The sequence below is a fragment of the Agrobacterium leguminum genome, from assembly GCF_005144435.2.
Classification (GTDB): Bacteria; Pseudomonadota; Alphaproteobacteria; order Rhizobiales; family Rhizobiaceae; genus Agrobacterium; species Agrobacterium leguminum.
The window spans coordinates 422162-441880 of record NZ_CP120216.1 but is presented as its reverse complement, the minus strand read 5'-3'; the positions used below and the strand labels follow the sequence as shown (position 1 = coordinate 441880).

Sequence of the window (19719 nt, the reverse complement as noted above, 5' to 3'; positions counted from 1 at the left end):
GCATCGTCGTGCGCCTGACGAATACCCTTCGCCCTTTGCTCTGGACGCGTTTTTCACGTCCGGCGCGCCGGGGGGATCGAACGGTATAGCCAAGGAAGGTTACCCCACCGTCGTCTGCCTTTGTGATGCCGCTCTTTTCAGGAGCGACATCAAGCTGAAGCTTGTACTTGAGGAACGACGTGACAGCGTTCAGAATATTGACAGCTTCCTTTTTGGTGCCAATGACAGAAATAAGAAAGTCATCGGCATACCGGATATATTGGAGCCGTCGAAAGAACGTATCCGTGCAGTCCTTGCTGGGCAGCTTCCGAGCAGCCACGGCCAAAGGTTGCAGTTGTTTTCGAAGTTGCTCGGCTTCAACCGGCCGGCAGAGCTTCGCAACGTCGCGATATGCTGACGATAATGGGCGACTTTGCTCTGAAGTTTCTGGTATTCTCGTTTGACGGGCCTGTCTTTTCCTCGGTCGAAACCAACTTTGAGACTTTCCATGAACTCATCGAGCTCATGGAGGTACACGTTCGCGAGAAGGGGCGAGATCACTCCACCCTGAGGCGTGCCGCTATAGGAGGCATGCCACTTCCAGTCTTCCAGATAGCCTGCCTTCAACATCCTTTTGATAAGCTTGAGGAAACGTTCATCATCGATCCGCTTCCGCAGCAAGGCCATCAGGGTGTTGTGGTCAATATTGTCGAAAAAGCCGGCAATATCAGCCTCGACCAGCCATACTGTTCCGCCCCACGTTTTCTGAATCGAAGCCAGAGCCGTGTGACAGGAGCGCCGGGGTCGGAACCCGTGCGAGCGGCTAGAGAAGACCGGTTCGTAGATTTGTTCGAGAACCAGCTTCACGGCTGCTTGCACGAGTTTGTCGTCAGCATCGGGAATGCCCAGAGGGCGTAGCTTCCCTTTTGCCTTGGGGATGTAGTGCCTGCGGACAGGCTTGAAGCGGTACGTGCCCTCCTTGACCCGGCTCATAATCTCGCTCAGCCTGTCAAGCGAGAAGCCATCGAGCGTATTGCGAGGATCGATGCCGGGGGTAAGCGCACCGGCGTTTTGGGCGATCGCCTCATAGGTTTGTGCCCGAATCCTCGGGCAGTCCAAGAGACGATAAAGACCGTTAATCCGCTTTCCCTGCTGTAACAGGGCAGGTAGTGAGAGCAGTCGTCTTTCCACGGCATCGACGTGCATCAGCTTGTCTCAATTGTCGTCATAAGAAGCCTACTCTCGTGTCAACATGCCACCCTTCACCCGGTCAGCGGGGATTCCCGTCCGGCCACCCGGCTCGTTTCACCCATAACCGTCCGCCGTTGAACGGCTGTCTCGGGCGTTACCCCGAGCGTTTGGCTAGTATGGTGGCTCCGTCGCCATGCGGGTCTGGACTAGCAGTTACGCGATGAAAGAGATGCGGCGCGGACAGGTGTCCCGTTTGACCGTTCGGTCCCCGGCAGGGGATGGAGAGCGTGACTGGGGCAGAGCCAACGGGAAAATTTCGTCGCTCCCGGGAATGATATTCTCATCCACTACGCTCGATGACGCATCGGCTATCGTTGCGCGTCACCGCTTCGCCTCTAGTTCCTCGGTCTAGGATTCAGGCAGTCTAGCTTTCACCATACGCGCTTTGCCCTGACCGATCAGGTCGCGATAGCTGCGACGGCTTCGGCCTTTTCCTGACATGCTATTGTCCCCTGCCGGGTTTCCCCCGTTGCAGTCGTTACCGGCCAAGGTAAGTCGGTGGGCATGGGTATTTCCCAGTTAACCCAGCAGCAACAGCTGCACTCTTACATCGCGCCGACGCGGCGCACCTTTCCGAAGCCGGGGATCGACGTTTCCGCGCCAGAGGTGGCTGCCGCCGTGATGGATGCGAAGACGGTCTCGACGATCGTCTTGGCCTGTGCCTTGGTCAGGCCCTGCTCGGTTGCGATCTTGTCGGCGATTTCATTGGTTGTGATCATGATGGTTTCCTCGTTAAAGACGGAAAACCTTCTCAGCCGATTTGGATATTTTCATGGGGCGATGTCCGCGGAATGGCGCTGCTGTTGGGGTTCCACAGCTTCTTGCTGGTCTGTACCCCCTTTTTCGCTTCTGCAGCACCAGTTCGAGAAAGCGCAAGACAGCATCCTTCTCCGCACTGAAGACCTCGGTCATCTCCCCGCCCACCTTGCCGATATGTCCCGATGCCCGCACCACGGCTGTTTCCCCGAAGAGAGTGGGCTGGATCGCAAGCATGTAGTAGCGCGCCATGTTCCTGTTGGCGTCAATCCTCTGGCAATAGAACTGGTAGTGTGATTTCCCAAGCCGCATCGTCGCCGATGTTCATTATATGGTCCAACGACACTTATGAATCGAAGGGCCACTTCCGATTCATTTCTGTGATGGGTATCAGTGACTGGCCGAGGGATGTGCGGGCGAGACGGCTTCCCCGCACGGCTCTATGCGCAAGCGCATCGAACCCGCTGATCGCGGTTTCGTTCCAGTCGGATGACGATCCTCTCGCTGGTGTTGGGCAGACCCCGCACGCGAGCGCACGAAGCGCGGGGGACGGAAAGGGCGACAGGGCCGGCTGGTCGCTGGTCACGGTGCCTGGCGGCACCGTGGTTTCCTTCTCTCTCTACCTCTTATTTTGCCCCCGCCACTCCGTCGCCAAGGACAGCGCGGCCTCCCCCAATTTTTCCGCCGTCGCGCTGCGCTCCACGTCGAAAAATCGGTTCCTCCGCTTGCCGCCTCTGGCGGTCGCGTTCCGCGATCCCTGACCCCTCGCGGCTACGGCGCAGCCTCCTTTCGTCAGAGAGCGAAAGGAGACATCTTATGACACAGCGCAAGATCAAGTACATCGACGGTGGCAGCCCCGAATACTGGCGGCAGCGGACAGAAGGGTTTCGTCTCATCCGTGAAGCCGAGCGCGCCCATGAGTGCGTCATGAAAGCACCGATGTACATCTCTGGCGGTTATGACGAGGATGGCGATATCATCCCCGTCGAGAACCTTGGCGCATGGGATGCGATGGACGAGGCCATCCGCGCCATCGAGGCCCACGAGACCGCCATCGACATTCTGGTCGCGCAACGCCGCACGGAAATCGGCGCATGGCGTCTCAACGCCGTGATCCGCGAGCTCAACCGGGGCGATGATGACCATGACTTCGGTTACGGCTTCATCGATGGACCCGAGGATGACGATCAGCAGTCCGCCGGTGCCGACGCCGGTTAATGCCCGAGACGAGAGGCGGCGTCGGTCGCCTCTCGTCTTCGTCTCGATGTCCGAGCCATGCCAGCCGGATCGACCGGCCGGCATGGCTGATGAAAGAGGGCGAGCCCCTCTCAACGCTCACCCCATGAGGAGTCAGGGCAAAAGCCCCGCCCCCTCAAACACCCCCACCCATGAGGAAAGGGGACGGTTCCCTCCTCCCTTTCCCCAAACCCCTATCCCTCTCCCGGCTGAGATATTGACCGGTGTTGCTTAATCGAGTGAACACCAGTCGCGCTCTGGTCCATACTAGCGTCAGGCAAGGCCGTCTTCAACGAGCATTTCACCGAGAGAGCGATGATTGCGCTCGACGATGTGCAGCTTGCGGCCATAACAGTCCTCGTCGCGTGTGCCTCTCTGCAAAGAAAGCGTGCCTCCGTTGAGGAGTGTGAGCAAACGTTGCCTTGCAATATCCCCTGTACGGTGTTCGGCGCACAGGCCGGCTACAGATTTCCGGGGCGTCGACAGCGGCGTCCCGGATATTGATGCCTTCGAGTCAGAACGTGTACCCATCGACAACACAATTTATCCCCACAGCCCTGGTGTGGATGTCGAAAGTTGCCGACTGGTGATCTTGCGCTTTCGCCATATTGAAGAATATGGCGGTGACGCCATGATCCTAGTTTGTGTTGTCAGTGCGTAGAAGAATGTCACTACAAGGACACGGGCGAGGCCAGCAGCAATCTGATACCCGTGGTTCACGTACTGACCGTCGCGCTGGCAGGAGAAGCATCGTTCCCTTCTTCCCGTCGCCTGCGCTTGCCGGTCGTCGAGCGAATCCGGTTCAGGACCGGCGGTAGAAACGGGACATCCTCCCACACGACGTCTCCTTCGAAGAGCATTTCGGCATTGCGGTTGCGCCAGCGCACTTCCTCTCTGGTCACGAATGGTGGTGCGATTTCAGCAAGGGTCGCTAAGGGTACAAACGCGGCTGTACAGATCAAAGCAACGATCCTCAGTATCAAATCCGCATGCTGCGGGAATACCTCGAGGCTGATGATTGCTTCGACAACGATGATCGGCGTAAGGGCCATGAACGCTGCCCAAATGATCAGCGGTCCCATCAGGGAATACCAGTCTTTTTTCCAATGCATTCGTATTGTTCCTTCCGACTTTGTGAGTGGCGGGAGAGGTTTGAAGCGTTCCCAATGCCACGTTACGTCTATTATTCTTTCCGATAAAACCTGTTTTGGCCCACACAGGCCTTCATGTCATCACGCCGGCACCAGATGGCGCGCCCGCATCTGAGTGGCGGGTTGCCAGAGGTGAAGACGATTTGCTCGTCGGCGCGCATGCGCAGCACTTCGTGCGGCATGATCAGCGGCCGGCCGCTGAGCTGCTTCGATCGCGATCGAGACGATCCCTTCATTCCGGTCGAACGGTTGGTCTGATCCACCTCGACCGTCGTGTCGCCGCAGCGCTTCGAGATATAGTTGGCGGTATCGGGATCGTTGATGGCCGCGAAGGAAATCCAGCTAGCACTTTCGAACCATTTGCTGATCGCGTCGCGGCCGCCATAGGCCTCACGCATCTGTCCAAGCGACTGGAAGATCATCGTCAGCGTGATGCCGTACTTGCGGCCCGCGTCGCGCGCGGTTTCGAGAATGCGCAGGTATCCTCACAGTCTTCGGCTCAAGAGAACCAAGGTATGGGCTCGACGAGAGCCGTTGGATGTGGATCAGAGAGCTGCCGCAGCACTTCTTCTGTCACCCCTGACCGCACGATTTGGCCGTTGTGAAGGACGGCTGTACGACCGGCAATGGAGCTGACAATATTCAAGTCATGGGTGATAAAGAGGCACGCGATGCCCTCGGCCGCCTGCAAGCGCATGAGAAGTCCGAGTACCTCGCGGGCCACCAGCGCATCCAGCGACGAGGTGGGCTCGTCGCAGACAAGCATCAGAGGGCGGGTGGCAAGCGCACGCGCGATGACGATGCGCTGTTTCTGCCCGCCGGATAGCTCAGCTGGGAAGCGCCGCGCCAGATCGCGGCCAAGCTCTACCTGATCGAGCATTTCCTCGACGCGACGTTCCCGCTCCCGGCCACGCAGGCCCTCGTAGAGCGCAAACGGTCGGCCGATGATATCTCCCTATGCGGTGCCTCGGATTAAGTGCGGTGTCGGGCGTCTGGTGAATGGTCTGGATGGCCCTGCGGTGGGCGAGGGGGCGGTCGTGAATAGAGGCGGCGAGGGGTTTTCCTTCGAACAATATCTGGCCGGAGGTTGGAAGGAGCAGCCCGTTTACGATCCGGCCGAGCGTCGACTTTCCTGATCCCGATTTCCCGACGAGCGCAAGCGTTTCTCCCCGGCGAACACTGAGTGAAACGTCGTTTACGACCGGCCGCGTTCTCTCGTAGCCGGCGGTCACGCCCAGCACTGCCAGAACCAGCTCGCTTTTTTTGGCTGGCGCGGTGAACTTGGGATTTCCTGCCGAAAGCAAAGCCCTGGTGTAAGGGTCAACCGGGTTGCGGATGAGGGTCGTAACCTTGCCTGCCTCAACAGTTCGTCCCCGGCGTAGGACATGCACGCTGTCGGCAATTTGTGCGACGAGTGGTAGGTCGTGGCTGATATAGATGGCCGATGTCGATTCCAGCGCGATCGCTTTGCTGATCGCACCCAGCACCTCACGTTGCGTCGTGACATCGAGGGCGGTGGTGGGTTCATCGAACACGATGAGATCCGGCCCGGCGCAAAGTGCCATTGCCGTCATGGCACGCTGCAACTGGCCTCCTGAGACTTCATGAGGAAACCTCACCGCAATTGTCTTTGCATCGAGGCCGAGCACATCGAGCAGAGCAAGGGCGCGTTCGGTCGCCGCCGCCTTGCTGAACCGGCCGCTACGCAGGCTTGATTCTATGATCTGGTCGATGAGCCTGAAGGCTGGGTTGAACGACGCCGCGGCCGATTGCGCGACATAGGCGATCCGCTGGCCGCGCAGCGCCTGGCGCTGCGGCTCGGGCAGGCTAAACAGGTCGATTCCATCGAATTGCACCGATCCACCGATGCGTTCGGTTCCGGGCCTCACATATCCGAGGGCGGCAAGGCCTATGGTGGACTTTCCCGCACCGGATTCACCTATCAGGCCGAGAACGCTACCGCGGTCGATGCTGAGCGAGACATCGTCCACGGTCAACGCCGATGCTCTGCTGCCGTTGGGCCGAATGCTGAGGTTGCGAATGTCGAGAAGGGTGGGGTTCATGTTTTCGGCCCACCACCGCGCCCGGCCGAGACCCAATCGACCAATGAGGTGACGGCAATGGCAAGCACTGCGATTGCCGCTCCCGGTACCAGGGCTGCCGTGATCCCGAACAGCAGCCCGTCCTTGTTCTCTTTGATCAGGCTTCCCCAGTCGGTCACCGGCGGTTGCACGCCCAGCCCCAAAAAGGACAGGGTGGACAGGAAGAGAACCGAGAAGACGAAGCGCAGGCCAAGCTCGGCGAGAAGCGGCGCCATGCCGTTGGGAAGGATCTCGCGCAGGATAATCCAGCTCGTTGTCTCGCCACGGAGATACGCTGCCTCGACATAGTCGAGAGCCGCTGTATCAGCCGCAATCAACCGTGCCAGGCGAAAGAAACGGGTCGCCTCCACAAGTGCTATGATCGCCACGATGAAGAAAACCGAGCGCGGCAGGATGGTGAGAAGCACCATTGCCAGAATGAGCGTCGGCATCGCCATGACGAGGTCGACGAAACGCGACAGAACCATGTCGAGCCAACCCTTGCGCAGCCCCGCGAGAACACCGAGGCCGGCGCCCGCCGCGAAGGCGATGAGGACGGCGGCAGCAGCCGTCAGTATGGTGACGCGAGCGCCCCAGACGAAACGTGACAAGAGGTCTCGGCCGATCATGTCGGTGCCGAGCAGATGGGATGCGGACGGCGGTTCCCAGCCGGGTCCGACGATCTCGTTCACGCCATGAGGCGCGATGATGGGCGCGGCGAGGGTCATGAGCAGGCAAACCCCGATCACTAGCAGCGACAGTATGACGGAAAATGGAAGCTTGACGGCGCTCACGATTGAAACCCCAGACGGGGATTGGCGAGCACGGAGAGCACATCGGCGCAGATATTGAGCCCGATATAGACACTGGCGAACAAAAGTGCGGTGGCTTGGACAACAGGCACGTCGCGATTGACGACGCTGTCGACCATGAACTGGCCCATGCCCGGATAGACGAATACGATTTCCACCACGACGACGCCGGCGATGAGATAGGCGAGATTGACCAGCACGACGTTGATGATTGGCGAAAGGGCGTTCGGTAACGCATGGCGCCAGACTACTGTGCCGTGCGGCACCCCCTTCAGCGCCGCCATTTCGATGAATGGCTTTCGAAGGACATCCAGCACTGATGCGCGCACCATTGTGGCGATGTGGCCCGTGACCACGAGGACGAGCGTCAGGCTGGGCAGCGTAATCGCGGCGATGCGGTTGCCAATGCTCATGTTCGCGAACACTGTGCTGCTGCTTGCGAACCATCCGAGCGAGATCGAAAGCACATAAATCAGCAGGTATCCGACAAAAAATTCCGGGAGCGCCACGAATGCGCGCGTCAGGAGCAGGATCGTCCTGTCGATGATGCTGCCACGATAACGAACAGACAGAAGCCCGAGAAGCACGGCAAGGGGCAGGGCCACGAGAGCTGCGGCCCCGGCAAGGAACAGCGTGTTACCCAGCCTTGCCGCGATGCTTGCAGCGACGCTCCTCCCATTCAGGAGGCTTGTGCCGAGATTGCCGTGAAGGAACGCGTGGAGCCAGGAGAGATAGCGGATGGGAAGAGGCTGATCGAGGCCAAGCCTTTGGCGCAGTTCTGCGAGCGCTGCAGGCGTGGCCGAGCGTCCGAGAAGTGCGGTTGCCGCGTCGCCAGGCAGAAGTTGGCTGCCGACGAACACCATGCTCGACAGCGCGAGCAACAGGCCGATCCCCGCGGCGAGGCGTCGCAAGATATAGCCGGCCAGCCCGCGTCGCCTTCCGTTTGTCTGCTCGGTCGTCAAGCCGTCGTTGGGCTCGGCAATGGTCATCAATACGTCTCCATGAGGCGAGCCGGCCGGAAAACCAGCCGGCCCGGAAGCCTTTGCTTATTCGTCGAACCACACCTTTTCGGCGGTGCGCGGGCCGATCTGGCCCGGGATTGCCTTGAAGCCCTGGAGGTTGGAGACGGAGGCGCTGATCTGTGCGGCATAGGCCGGGATGACCGAGCTATTTTCCTCAACGATCAGCACCTGGGCGTCGTGGTAGAGCTTCTTGCGCTTGTCCTCATCAAGTTCGCCGCGGGCCGCAAGAACCAACTCGTCGAAAGCCTTGCTCTTCCAGCCGGACTCGTTCCATGGGGCGTCGGAGAGATAGATCAGTGACAGCATGGCGTCCGCGGTCGGCCGCGCGGCCCAGCCGGTAGCGACGAAGGGATGCTTCAGCCACACGTCATTCCAGTAGCCGCCGGCTGGTACGCGGTTGACCTCGAAGGGGATGCCGGCCTTCTCTGCCGACTGCTGATAGAGCTGGGCTGCATCGACTGCGCCGGAGAAAGCCGCACCGTCGGCGGACGACAAGACGATCTTTCCGTCAAAACCCGCTTTCTTCCAGTGGAAAGCTGCCTGTTCCGGATCGTAGGCGTGCTTTGGCACGTCATTCGTAAAATAGCGATTGGAGGGGAAGATCGGATTGTCGTTTGAGACAGTCCCGGCTCCATTGAGAATGGAAGATACGATCTGCTCGCGGTCGATGGCATATTTCAGAGCCAGTCTGACGTCGACATTCTTGAAGGGGTCGGCGTCGGCACGGCCGACAAACAGGATGATCGAAGAATCCGCTTCCGTATGGAGTGTTATTCCCTGCTGTCCCTTCAGGCGCTGGGCGACGCGGGACTCGACATTGTTCACCACGTGCACCGATTTGCTGAGCAGTGCGGTGACGCGTGCGGATTTGTCGTTGTAGGCGACTGTCTCAACCGAATCGACGTGTCCGCGTTCCGGATCCCAGTAGTTCGGATTGCGCTTGGCGAGCGTGCGCACTCCGGGCTGGAAGTCCTCCAGAATGAAGGCGCCAGTCCCAATGCCTTTGTCGAAATTCTCACCATCCGGAGTGATGCCGAAATGGACGTCTCCCAACAGATAGGGGAAGTCGGCGTTCGCGCCGTTGAGCTTGAAGGTGACTTCATTCGGCACCGATTTCACGATGTCGGTCACGCTCAAAAGATAGCCTTTGCCAGCCGATTCCGATTTCTCGCCGCGGTGATGATTGAGCGAGTAGATGACGTCTTCTGGCGTCAGTCCCTTGCCGTTGTGGAACTGCACCCCCTTGCGGAGCCGGAAGATCCATTCGCTACCACCCTTCGCGGGCTCCCAGCTTTCGGCAAGACCAGCGCGCAGGCTGCCATCGTCGTTGAGGTCGGTTAGCGTGTTGAAGAGCTGGAGACCCACGTTGTAGGTGTAGGCTTCGAAATAATAGGCCGGGTCGAGGCGGTCGGAGGTCGAGGCGTTGTCGATCCCCAGAATCAGGTGTCCGCCTTTCTTCGGCCCGGCAGCGCGCGCCATGCTGGGAAGGAGCAATGTGCTTGCAGCGACGGCGGCGCTTGCCTTGAGAAAACGGCGGCGGTCCAGGTCGAGGGAGGTAGTGAGATGCGGATGTCGTATCATGGTAGACTTCCGAAGAGGGGGGAAGATCAGGCGGCGACCGGCCGCGGATCGAAGGTTTGACGGAGTTCTGCGATATGTTCCGGGCCGATGCCGCAGCACCCGCCGACGATCGTTGCGCCGGCATCGACCCAGCGACGAGCAAAGAGCAGGTAGCCGGGAGGATCGAGATCGTCGCGGAGGCCGCTCAGGCCAGCATTGGCAGGCAACGCCGCGTCTGGTTCCGGTTTCGGGACGAAGGCGTTGGCATAGACGCCGATCGGCGTTGAGAAGCCGCGTTTATCGAGCGCCTGGCGCGCGGTTCTGACTGCCGACTCCATGATTTCCGCCTGGCTGCAGTTGAACAGCAACGCGCCGGCGCCAAGTTCGGCTGCCTTTACCGCCGCATCGGCGACGGCTTCGCCAGATCGAAGCGTCGGTAGACTGCGCCCGGAAACTATATCCTCAACCCCCTTGCCATCTTCGAGGGTGAACGACAGCCAGAACGGACGGGTGTCGCTGCCCAGAACCGCGCGGATCGTTTCGACCTCACGGAGTGAACCCTGGGTCTCCGCCAGCCAGAAATCCACGTGCGGGCCTAGCCCCTGGAAGAGGACGCTGAGAATCTCTGGAGCCTTGCCCAGGTCGAACAGATCGGGACGATAGGAGCCAAAGACCGGGGGCAGCGATCCGGCGACACGAACATGGCCACCAGCCTTGGCGGAAGCGGCGCGCGCCAGCTCTCCAGAGAGTTTCGCAAGCGCGAGGCCATCTTCGGTGAAGCGTTTGTCACCGATGTGCAAGGGCCCCACGGCATAGCTGTTCGTGGTGATGACATCCGCGCCCGCGGCGACGAATGCGTCATGGGCTTTTTCGACGAAGCCCGGGGCTTCAATCAGCGCAAGTGCGGACCATTCGGGCTGTCGAAACGGCGCACCGCTTCTAAGCAATTCGCGGCCGATGCCGCCGTCGAGTATCGTCACTTTCTTCGGTATACTTATCCGTCCCAGATATTGAGCGCCAGAATTTTGAGCGCTGTCGAGTGTACGTGGGGATTTTGATAACTGAACACACCGCCCCGAATAAGTATATTTATTCCACATATTTTGGCATTTATAGAATAAATGCCTGTTTGATCTACTAAATAGACTGGTCGTTATGAGGGTATACTCATAAAAATGGACAAGCGGCGGCGACCGTCAAATTGACAGTGCCGCCGCCGTCCATGCTGCGAGAAGCTTTCCCTCGTTCTTCTGCGCAACATGACCGTTATATTTCTAATTGCCCGGACGTCGGTGCTCTTTCGACTGCGCCAACTACACGCCGGACAGCTGCAGCTTCTTTTCGCAGCGCAGCAACATTCCGTAGAGATCCCTGGGCTCGTCAGGATCTGCCAGCAAATCCAGTTCGGTAAACATCGCGAATTCAGCAATCTTGCCGCGGGCATAGCGCAAGGCCGAAAAGTCCTCGATTGCGAAGCCGACGCTATCGAACAGGGTGATCTGCTTGTCATTACTTCGGCCGATCGCATCGCCGGTCATAACCTGCCAAAGCTCAGTAACGGGATGCGACGCAGGAAGCTGCTGAATGTCGCCTTCGATCCAGGTCTGCGGTGGATACTCGACGAAGATGTCGGAGCGCAGCAGGACCTCTTTGCTGATCTCCGTCTTGCCCGGGCAATCGCCGCCTACCGCGTTGATATGAATACCCGGTCCGACATGATTGTCGGACACGATCGTGGCGTACTGTTTGTCGGCGGTGACAGTGGTGATGATGTCGGCGCCCTCAACGGCGTCGGCGACCGATTTGCATTCAACGATATTGAAGCCAAGCCCGGTTAGATTTCGTGTGCATTTCCGCGTCGCCGCTGGGTCAATGTCGTAGAGACGCAGTTCCTTGATTCCGAGGAGTGCTCTGAAGGCACGAGCCTGGAATTCACTCTGGGCGCCATTACCGATGATGGCCATCGTTCGTGAATTCGGTCGCGCCAGATATTTCGCGGCAAGAGCGGATGTCGCGGCGGTGCGGAGTGCCGTCAGGATCGTCATCTCCGAGAAAAGCAACGGATAGCCGTTTCCGACATCGGCAAGGACACCGAAAGCAGTGACCGTTTGACGGCCATCCCGGGTGTTCATCGGGTGGCCATTCACATATTTGAAGCCGTAGAGTGTGCCATCGCTGGTCGGCATCAGCTCGATGACGCCGTCGTTGGAGTGGGAGCCAACCCTGGGTGTCTTGTCAAAAATGGGCCAACGGCGAAAGTCCTCCTCGATCGCCACCGCGAGTTCTTTGAGGAATGTATCGATACCCACTTTGAGCACCAGTTTCATCATATGATCCACGCTTACGAACGGAACCACGTTTAGCTTGCGATCGACGGTCATTATTCCTCCGGTCATTCGACGGCAGATTTCAGGCAGCGCGGGTTGGCCGGTCCATGACCCGCTTTCCCATCAGACTTGCAACAAGATCGACTATGAGAGCCTTGCGGTTTTCCCGCGCTCATCGAGAAAGGGATTCAATTCGACCAGATCCAGGCTGGTGATGAGGCCGCTGTCGTGAAGCATTTCCATGATCAGGTGCGCTTCGCGAAACGTCGCGCCGCCGGGGACAGTCGTTCCAACGGCGGGTACGATTTCAGGATCGAGAAAGTCGACGTCGAAGCTGACATGCAACATCCCGTTCGCGGCGCGGACGCGCTCGAGGAACGTCTGGGTCACACTGGCGACCCCGTGTTCATCGATGGCACGCATGTCATGGACGGTTATCGATGAAGACCGCAGTGCATCCCGCTCCGCAGGGTCAACGCTCCTGATCCCAATCATGCAGAGGTTTTCCGGCGGGACAGCGTGATTCAGCGCTGGATAGAAGCCCTCGAATCCGCTCCGGCCAGTGTAATAGGCTACGGGAGTACCATGCAGATTTCCGCTGACGGTGGTTTCCAGCGTATGGAAATCGGTGTGCGCATCAAGCCAGAGAACAAATAGCGGGCGACCGTTCTCCGAGGCGCGCCGCGCTATTCCCGGGACCGTTCCTGCCGAGATCGTATGATCGCCGCCAAGGAAGATTGGCACGCTGTTGTTGCTGTGCTCATAAGCTGCCGCCGAAAGCAGCTTGATCCATGCCACCGTTTCACCGAGATGATGGACTGAAGCGTTCGGATGGGCGATCGCCGGAACAGACTTGGGACCGAGATTGCCGACGTCCCGAACTCTGTGCCCTAATTCTTCAAGTGCGGAGGCAAGACCCGCGATCCTGAGCGCGCTTGGACCCATCTCGCATCCGAGATGTCCTGCCCCAATTTGCAGCGGTGCTCCGACCAGTATGCATTCCATAACAATCTCCGGCAATGACCGCGATCTTGCAGCCGTCTCCAAGGCTTCGCCAGGTTCAGTAGTGAGCGGTGGCGATGAGCTCGATGAGCGTCGTGTCGCCGAGATCAGCGACGCCGATGGTCGCGCGCGCGGGCAACTCCTCTGGCGCGAACCACTCCTTCCACACCGCATCCATTTGCGGCTTCACGTTCATGTCGGTGATAAAGATCGTGGCGGAGAGCAGGTTTGAGCGCTTTGAGCCTGCTTCTTTGAGATATGCATCGAGCTTGATCAGGACCTGACGGGTCTGCCCTTCCATGTCGAGGCTTTCATCGTCAGCGACGATCCCGCCGACATAGGCGATGCCGTTGTGCTTCACGATGCGATGCAATGTCGGCATCCGGATAAGTCGCTCTGTCATGAGAAATTCCCTGCTTCGTTGGTGTCGTGATCGACAGGATCCCTGCCGGTTACCGCTTTCAGCGCGCGGGGCGTGTGCGGGAGATGTGCAAGTTCGGCAAGCCGAACGGGCTTGACTGGCGAACGAAGGCGATAGGTTCCCACGTCGCCGGGGCTGACCTTTCTTTCCTCCGCCATGATTTCTGTGACGGTCGCTGCACAAAGACGGCCCTGGCATTGCCCCATTCCGCAGCGAACAAATGTCTTCAACTGGTTTGGACCGGGCGGCCCAAGCGCAATCGCCTCCCGCAGCTTGCGGGCTGTGATTTCTTCACAGCGGCAGACGATCGTTTCGGGATCCGCCGGTGCGAGGAAGCCCGAACGGGGTGCGTAGAGAGCATCCAGAAACGCTCGTCCGCGCAGAAAGCGGCGGGCTTGCTTGTGCAGGGATTTGATCGACGTAGGCATTGCCGTCCTAGTGCCAAGACCCAAGTCAGAAAGCGCCGCCAGTGCGGCTATACGCCCGCTGACCTCGGCGGCTTGAGCCCCTGCGATCCCGGCTCCGTCGCCGGCGATATAAATGCCGGCGCTGGTGGTCCGACCTTCATGGTCTGCGACAGGCTCGAATGCACGCTGTTCGTCATTCCATTTCAACTCGCAGCCCGCCGCATTGGTCAGGCTCGTCGACGGAATTACCCCCTGGTGCAAGAGCACGGAGCTGGCCGGAACGACTTGTTCGTTACCGGTCGTGATGAAGCGCACGCCTTCGGCGCGCCCGGTGCCGGTAATTGCGATGGATCTGACGCCGGAAACCACCCGCACATGACGTTTTACCTTCGCCAGCAGGCCGATGCCTTTCAGCACGTAAGGTGAAGCCAAGAATTCGGGCATGTGTCGGAGCACGCCGACCCGGAAGGGAGATTGAGCAGTGTCGAGGACGGTGAGATCGGATACGCCTGCATCAACGAGCTGACTTGCCAGCAGATAGAGAAGTGGACCGCAACCCGCCATGACAACAGGTCCCGATGGCATCGCGCCGGCTGCCTTGAGGGCGATCTGAGCAGCGCCCGCGGTCATCACGCCTGGCAAGGTCCAGCCGGGCACCGGCATGGGTCGCTCCTGCGCGCCGGTGGCAAGAACAACAGCCTTAGCCTCAATCAGGCGGGCCGAGCCGGCCGCGGCCACGCCGACGACATTGCTGGTCTGACCCGCCGTCTCGTCCCGGCTCTCCAGGCTCCAGACCGTGGCGCGTGGCGCATAATCGATGTCGCTGAGACCAAACGCTTCTGCGAGCGGCTTTCCCTTCCAATAGTCGGGGCCGAGATAGGCTCTTCTGTCAGGACTGTTTCGTGTGATCTCGCGATAGATCTGCCCGCCCGGACGAGGGTTCTCGTCCAGTACCGCAACGCGGGCGCGAGCCGCAGACGCTTCGACGGCGGCCGCCATACCAGCAGGTCCCGCGCCGATGACGAGAAGGTCGTAGAAATCCAGAAGGTCCGATGCTGTTGAAACTTCGCGAAGGCTCATGGGACTATCCCCTCTTCGCTTGTGGCGACCTTCGGGAATGTGGGCGCGCCGATCTGGCTCAAAACCGTCATCCCATCTTCGACCTCGGTCAGACAAGCTTGACGATTCTGCACGCCATCCACGGTGACCAGGCACTCAAAGCAAACGCCCATCAGGCAGTAGGGCGCGCGCGGGCTTTTGCTGACGACGGATTGCCGAACATGGTCGATCCCCGCGGCCAGCAAAGCGGTGGCGAGCATATCTCCCCGCTCAGCCTGGATGACCTCGCCATCGAAGGTGAACTGGACGGGTTGCTCTATTCTATGCAGCCTGTTGAGCATGGAACCTCCGGGCGGAAAAGGCTGACAGATCGTCCTCAAGCTTTCCCGCAGCAATCTGCGGTGCCACGATGAATGCATGATTAGCAGCCAGGGTTACGCCGGAATGGCAGGCGACCAGGAAAGCACCCGGATAACGCTCGGAATGATCGTAAATCGGTACTCCATCGGCCGTCTTGACCCTGAAACCTGTCCAACTGCGCAGGACGTTCAGATCAGAAAGGGCGGGGAAAATTCTTAAGGCCCGGCTGGCAAGGACTGCGCTGATATCGGATGAGGATGAGATTTTGGTGCTGTCGATCTCTTCGCTGTCGCCGATCATGATCCCGCCTTCGTCGGCTTGCCGCATCCCGGCCGAGAGGCACGGTAGGGCGGTCTGGCTCTTTTCCGTGACGAGAATCTGACCCTTGCTACGCTTGAGCGGGCAAGACAGCCCCACCATTGGCGCAAGCCTTTCGTTTTCGAGGCCGGCGGCAAGAACGACACGGCGTGAGAATACCGAAAACCCATTACCCTTGAGAATGTAGCCTTCAGTCTTAGGCTCTATGGTTTGAACATGATGGTGTGGACGATAAGTCGCCCCTTGCTTTTCCATCGCGGCATGAAGCGCGTGGAAGAGGCGAAGTGCGTTCACGTGCCCGTCCGCGGCACAATAAATCGAGCCTACAACCTCAGCGCCGATACCCGGCACGCGGTCTAGCGTCTGCTGGCGATTCAAAACTTTAAATCGCGGAGCTCGACCATTTGTTTCGAGCGCAATGCTATCCATATCCGCGCGATTGGCTTCGAGTTCCTCATCGGAGAGTGCGAAGGTATATGCCCCATCCTGTTGAAGACCCACGTCGATGCCGCTGTCGTCGAACAGGGCTTTTGCCAGCGTCGGCCATCTCTTCGCGGACGCGTCCGACCAAAGAGCGTAATGGGGCGCATGCAGTCCCTTACCCTGCACCCAGACCAGCGCGAAATTGGCGCGCGAAGCACGCAGATCCAGATCCGCGCCGTCGAGGACGAGTGCCTTCGTTCCTGAGCGTGCCAAGCCCCAGGCAATGGACGCGCCAACCAGGCCGCCCCCGATAATGGTCATATCAACTTCGTACATCGCATCTCGGGCTTGTTTCGTATTTGCAGGTTCGGGATACGGCGCGAACGCCGTATCCCCTGGAAGCGACCGATCAATGGGGGGTGACGTCCACCTTGAACCACTTCAACGAGAGCGTCTTGATGGTGCCGTCTTCGCTCGCCGCCTTGATGGCTGCGTCAAAATCAGCCTTGAGTGCGGTGTCTTCCTTGCGAAGGCCAACAGCGACCACGCCGAACTCGCCACCGGAGAAAAGCGGCCCGACGATCTTCGCGCCCTTCATTTCCGGCTTCTCGATTGCCGCGGCGAGCACGGTTGCGTTTGCCAGAACAGCATCCAGGCGACCGCTGGTCAGGTCGAGGTTATGCTCCTCGACGGACTTGTATTCCTTGATATCCACGGAACCCTTGAAATACCTGTCCAGGAAGGTCGATGCCGTGGTCGATCCCTGCACACCGACCGAGGTGCCGTTCAGGAAGCTCGAGATGTCGGCAATAGCCTTCTTGGCGGCATCCGCCTGGGTGTCGAGCGAATAGGTCTCACCGGTACCCGGCATGTCCGCCAGCTTGCTGTCACCCATCACGGCAAAACCGTTGATGCCTGCTGCGTAGGGGATCGAGAAGCCGATCACTTCCTGTCGCTTCGGCGTGATGCTCATGGCGGCCATGATCGCATCGTACTTTTTGCCGGTCAGAGACGGGATGATGCCATCCCAGTTCTGCGCGACGATCTGGCATTTCGCCTTCATCTTCTCGCAAAGGGCATTCGCGAGATCGATCTCGAAGCCGTCGAGCTTGCCGCCCGGTCCGGAAAAATTCCAGGGCGCATATCCGCCCTCGGTTGCGATTGTAATCGACTTTTCCTGAGCCATCGCCTGGCCGGCGACCATCAGGAGCGCTGCACACAGGATAGATTTGAGTTTCATCAGTTCACCTCTGTTCATTTGTTTCCTGGACAAGCGAGCCGTGACGACTGGATCGTCAGTGGGATGCACCGCCGTCGCGCCGCAGGAATTGCCGAAAGCGATCCGTGCGGGGATGGGCGAACATTTCGGAGGATAGGCCTTCTTCAGCGATGACACCTTGGTGCAAGAAGACCGTTCGGGATGAGACATCCCGGGCAAAGTCCATTTCGTGCGTGACGATCAGCATGGTTCGGCCCTCGGCCGCCAGATCGCGCATGACCTTGAGAACTTCGCCGACCAGTTCCGGATCAAGAGCCGACGTCGGCTCGTCAAAGAGCATGACATCCGGTCGCATCGCCAGCGCACGGGCAATCGCCGCACGTTGCTGTTGGCCGCCGGACAGCTCGGATGGGTAGGCATCGCGCTTGGAGCCAATACCAACGCGCTCAAGCAATGCCTCGGCTTCATCGCGGCATGATTTTCGGTCACGGCCCTGAACGTGCAAAGGCGCTTCCATGACATTCTGGAGTATCGTCAGATGTGACCAGAGATTGAAGCTCTGAAAGACCATGGCGGCCCGCTCGCGCAGCCTGTTGACCTGCTTGATATCCTTCGGACGAGCAGGCCGGCCGACCCGGTGCTCCAGAGCAATGTCTTCGCCCATGATCGCGACGCTGCCGGCATTCGGGACTTCGAGCATGTTGACGCATCGCAGAAGCGTTGACTTCCCAGACCCGGACGAGCCGAGGATCGAGATCACCTCGCCCTCGTTGGCCGTTAGCGATACGCCATGGAGAACCTCCAGGTTACCGAAGTTTTTCCTGATATCTGTCAGCTGAACAGCTGGGCGAGCGGGATTAGGCATGGAGTTCGCCTTTTCGTTCGACGGGAGTGGACGTGCGTCTTCCCTTGCGTCGCTCGGGCCATAAAGCCCATTCGAGCAACGTGAAGAGGCGCGCGACGATGAAGTTGAGGATGAGGTAGATTGCGCCGGCACAGGCAAAAACCTCGACGGTGCGATAGCTTTCCGAGATCAGTTTCGCGGCAATTCCGGTGATTTCCATGATGGTGATGGTGGAGGCGAGAGAGGTCGACTTGACCATCAGGATCACTTCATTGCTGTAGCCTGGCAGCATCTGGCGTATCGCCTGCGGGATGACGATGCGGCGAAACAGTTTAACTTTGGCCATGCCGCACGCTTTCGCGGCCTCAATCTGACCCGCCGGCACGGAGAGCAGTCCGCCACGCATGATTTCAGCGGTGTAAGCAGCCGTATTCAATGCTAATGCCGCCATCGCGCACCAATAGGCATCGCGCAGGAATGGCCAGATGAAACTATGCCGAAGATCGGGAAACTGGCTGAGGCCATAATAGATGATGTAGATCTGGACGAGGAGCGGAGTGCCTCGAAACGCGAATATGTAGAAGCGTGCCGGGAGGTCGAGCCACCAGAGCCGTGACACGCGCATCAGCGCCAATCCGAAAGCGAGAATTGTTCCAGCTGCAACGGAGAACATAGCGAGTTTGAGCGCGAGCGGTATTCCGCCAAGCAATGTCACGAAGGTTTGCCAGAGAAACGCGGGATCGAACGGCATTACACGCCCCTCCGCAGTCCGCGCATGGAGCGCGCCTCAGCCAGGCGGAAAGCCTGTCCTGAAATGAAGGTTATAAGCAGATAGAGCGCCGCGGCGGTGAGGTAGAAACTGAACGGCTGGCGCGTCGAACCCGAACCGACCTGCGCCTGGCGCATCAGCTCGACGAGGCCGATCACTGAGATAAGGGCGGATTCCTTCAGGACGAGTTGCCAGACATTGCCAACGCCGGGCAGGGCATACCGCGCTGCCTGCGGAAGAACGATGCGCCTGAACAACAGCAGGGACCCCATGCCGTAAGCCCGGCCGGCTTCGACCTCGCCTTTGTTGAGAGCCAGAACCGCCCCGCGCAGGACCTGTGTTTGGTAGGCACCTGAAACCACGCCGATGGCAAGCGCGCCTGTCAGAAACGCCGGAGCGCCGACGAAGCCGCTACTCCCGAAGAGCGAAGCGACGCCTGATATCACCGAGCTCGATCCGAAGTAGAACAGATAGATAACCAGTAGGTCGGGTATGCCACGAAGGGCTGTGGTGTATCCTGATGCCGCTGCCTGCAGCGCTCGAGAGCCGGAAAAACTGGCAGCAGCCCCAAGACAGCCGAAAACGAGACCTAATGCGAAGCCGCTGAATGCCACAGCCACCGTCATCGCGGTCGCTCGGAGCATATCGCCGCCCCACCCGTCGGGGCCGAAACCCATGAGTTGAGAGTAATCCATAGCGTTCCCTGCGCGCGAGCGTTTCGC

20 protein-coding genes and 3 pseudogenes are annotated in these 19719 nt (G+C 59.4%); 2 read left to right on the top strand and 21 right to left on the bottom strand.

What is annotated here, in order from left to right; all coding sequences use genetic code 11:
- Nucleotides 1-189 precede the first annotated feature (189 nt).
- From CFBP4996_RS28715 to CFBP4996_RS28705, 3 genes and pseudogenes are all read right to left on the bottom strand, one after another.
- Nucleotides 190-1185 (bottom strand): reverse transcriptase domain-containing protein, encoded by a 996-nt coding sequence (locus CFBP4996_RS28715; protein ID WP_080855305.1) that lies wholly within the window; start codon nucleotides 1183-1185, stop codon nucleotides 190-192.
- A gap of 608 nt (nucleotides 1186-1793) precedes the next feature.
- A pseudogene (locus tag CFBP4996_RS28710) lies at nucleotides 1794-1949 on the bottom strand (HU family DNA-binding protein); the annotation flags it as partial.
- Nucleotides 1950-1962: 13 nt separating this feature from the next.
- Nucleotides 1963-2238: a WGR domain-containing protein gene (locus tag CFBP4996_RS28705; protein ID WP_245311010.1), complete on the bottom strand. Its 276-nt coding sequence runs from the start codon at nucleotides 2236-2238 to the stop codon at nucleotides 1963-1965.
- A 41-nt stretch (nucleotides 2239-2279) separates the two neighbouring features.
- On the opposite strand from CFBP4996_RS28705, the gene CFBP4996_RS28700 reads away from it, so the two are divergent.
- Nucleotides 2280-2747 carry a hypothetical protein gene (locus CFBP4996_RS28700; protein WP_162936136.1) on the top strand — a complete coding sequence of 156 codons (468 nt, stop codon included), beginning with the start codon at nucleotides 2280-2282 and terminating at the stop codon, nucleotides 2745-2747.
- A 55-nt stretch (nucleotides 2748-2802) separates the two neighbouring features.
- A complete protein-coding gene (locus tag CFBP4996_RS28695) occupies nucleotides 2803-3204 on the top strand; it encodes a hypothetical protein (protein ID WP_080855303.1) in 402 nt (133 codons plus the stop codon).
- Nucleotides 3205-3938: 734 nt separating this feature from the next.
- Here the strand turns inward: CFBP4996_RS28695 and CFBP4996_RS28690 are convergent.
- The 18 genes and pseudogenes from CFBP4996_RS28690 to CFBP4996_RS28605 form a co-directional block, all read right to left on the bottom strand.
- Nucleotides 3939-4334: a hypothetical protein gene (locus CFBP4996_RS28690; RefSeq protein ID WP_080855302.1), complete on the bottom strand. Its 396-nt coding sequence runs from the start codon at nucleotides 4332-4334 to the stop codon at nucleotides 3939-3941.
- A gap of 71 nt (nucleotides 4335-4405) precedes the next feature.
- A pseudogene (locus CFBP4996_RS28685) lies at nucleotides 4406-4858 on the bottom strand (type IV secretory system conjugative DNA transfer family protein); the annotation flags it as partial.
- A 14-nt stretch (nucleotides 4859-4872) separates the two neighbouring features.
- Nucleotides 4873-5253, bottom strand: a complete 381-nt coding sequence (locus CFBP4996_RS28680; protein WP_080855301.1) for an ATP-binding cassette domain-containing protein — start codon at nucleotides 5251-5253, stop codon at nucleotides 4873-4875.
- The gene (locus CFBP4996_RS28675; RefSeq protein WP_080855300.1) at nucleotides 5201-6436 is read right to left on the bottom strand and encodes an ABC transporter ATP-binding protein; all 1236 of its coding nucleotides are present in this window, start codon (nucleotides 6434-6436) and stop codon (nucleotides 5201-5203) included. The genes CFBP4996_RS28680 and CFBP4996_RS28675 overlap by 53 nt, the downstream gene beginning before the upstream one ends.
- The gene (locus CFBP4996_RS28670; RefSeq protein WP_080855426.1) at nucleotides 6433-7182 is read right to left on the bottom strand and encodes an ABC transporter permease; all 750 of its coding nucleotides are present in this window, start codon (nucleotides 7180-7182) and stop codon (nucleotides 6433-6435) included. The genes CFBP4996_RS28675 and CFBP4996_RS28670 overlap by 4 nt, the downstream gene beginning before the upstream one ends.
- Before the next feature lie 62 nt (nucleotides 7183-7244).
- Nucleotides 7245-8255, bottom strand: a complete 1011-nt coding sequence (locus CFBP4996_RS28665) for an ABC transporter permease (RefSeq protein WP_080855299.1) — start codon at nucleotides 8253-8255, stop codon at nucleotides 7245-7247.
- Between the two features lie 57 nt (nucleotides 8256-8312).
- Nucleotides 8313-9869, bottom strand: coding sequence for an ABC transporter substrate-binding protein (locus CFBP4996_RS28660; protein WP_080855298.1), 1557 nt, complete (start codon nucleotides 9867-9869; stop codon nucleotides 8313-8315).
- A gap of 26 nt (nucleotides 9870-9895) precedes the next feature.
- On the bottom strand, nucleotides 9896-10828 hold the full coding sequence (locus CFBP4996_RS28655) for a homocysteine S-methyltransferase family protein (protein ID WP_233283490.1): 933 nt from the start codon (nucleotides 10826-10828) through the stop codon (nucleotides 9896-9898).
- Nucleotides 10829-11161: 333 nt separating this feature from the next.
- Nucleotides 11162-12229 carry an ornithine cyclodeaminase gene (locus CFBP4996_RS28650; protein ID WP_080855296.1) on the bottom strand — a complete coding sequence of 356 codons (1068 nt, stop codon included), beginning with the start codon at nucleotides 12227-12229 and terminating at the stop codon, nucleotides 11162-11164.
- Between the two features lie 28 nt (nucleotides 12230-12257).
- Nucleotides 12258-13180 (bottom strand): annotated as a pseudogene (gene rocF / locus CFBP4996_RS28645) (arginase).
- A gap of 55 nt (nucleotides 13181-13235) precedes the next feature.
- Nucleotides 13236-13580, bottom strand: coding sequence for a RidA family protein (locus tag CFBP4996_RS28640; protein ID WP_080855295.1), 345 nt, complete (start codon nucleotides 13578-13580; stop codon nucleotides 13236-13238).
- Nucleotides 13577-15085, bottom strand: coding sequence for an opine oxidase subunit OoxA (gene ooxA / locus CFBP4996_RS28635; protein ID WP_080855294.1), 1509 nt, complete (start codon nucleotides 15083-15085; stop codon nucleotides 13577-13579). Before ooxA ends, CFBP4996_RS28640 begins: the two co-directional genes overlap by 4 nt.
- The gene (locus CFBP4996_RS28630) at nucleotides 15082-15405 is read right to left on the bottom strand and encodes a (2Fe-2S)-binding protein (RefSeq protein WP_080855293.1); all 324 of its coding nucleotides are present in this window, start codon (nucleotides 15403-15405) and stop codon (nucleotides 15082-15084) included. The genes ooxA and CFBP4996_RS28630 overlap by 4 nt, the downstream gene beginning before the upstream one ends.
- Entirely contained in the window at nucleotides 15386-16501 is a 1116-nt protein-coding gene (ooxB, locus tag CFBP4996_RS28625; RefSeq protein ID WP_080855292.1) for an opine oxidase subunit OoxB, read from the bottom strand. The genes CFBP4996_RS28630 and ooxB overlap by 20 nt, the downstream gene beginning before the upstream one ends.
- 73 nt (nucleotides 16502-16574) lie before the next feature.
- Nucleotides 16575-17405 carry an octopine ABC transporter substrate-binding protein OccT gene (gene occT, locus CFBP4996_RS28620; protein ID WP_080855425.1) on the bottom strand — a complete coding sequence of 277 codons (831 nt, stop codon included), beginning with the start codon at nucleotides 17403-17405 and terminating at the stop codon, nucleotides 16575-16577.
- A gap of 55 nt (nucleotides 17406-17460) precedes the next feature.
- Entirely contained in the window at nucleotides 17461-18249 is a 789-nt protein-coding gene (gene occP, locus CFBP4996_RS28615; protein ID WP_080855291.1) for an octopine ABC transporter ATP-binding protein OccP, read from the bottom strand.
- Nucleotides 18242-18979, bottom strand: a complete 738-nt coding sequence (locus tag CFBP4996_RS28610; RefSeq protein ID WP_080855290.1) for an ABC transporter permease — start codon at nucleotides 18977-18979, stop codon at nucleotides 18242-18244. The genes occP and CFBP4996_RS28610 overlap by 8 nt, the downstream gene beginning before the upstream one ends.
- The gene (locus CFBP4996_RS28605; protein WP_080855289.1) at nucleotides 18979-19692 is read right to left on the bottom strand and encodes an ABC transporter permease; all 714 of its coding nucleotides are present in this window, start codon (nucleotides 19690-19692) and stop codon (nucleotides 18979-18981) included. Before CFBP4996_RS28605 ends, CFBP4996_RS28610 begins: the two co-directional genes overlap by 1 nt.
- Between the last annotated feature and the right edge of the window lie 27 nt (nucleotides 19693-19719).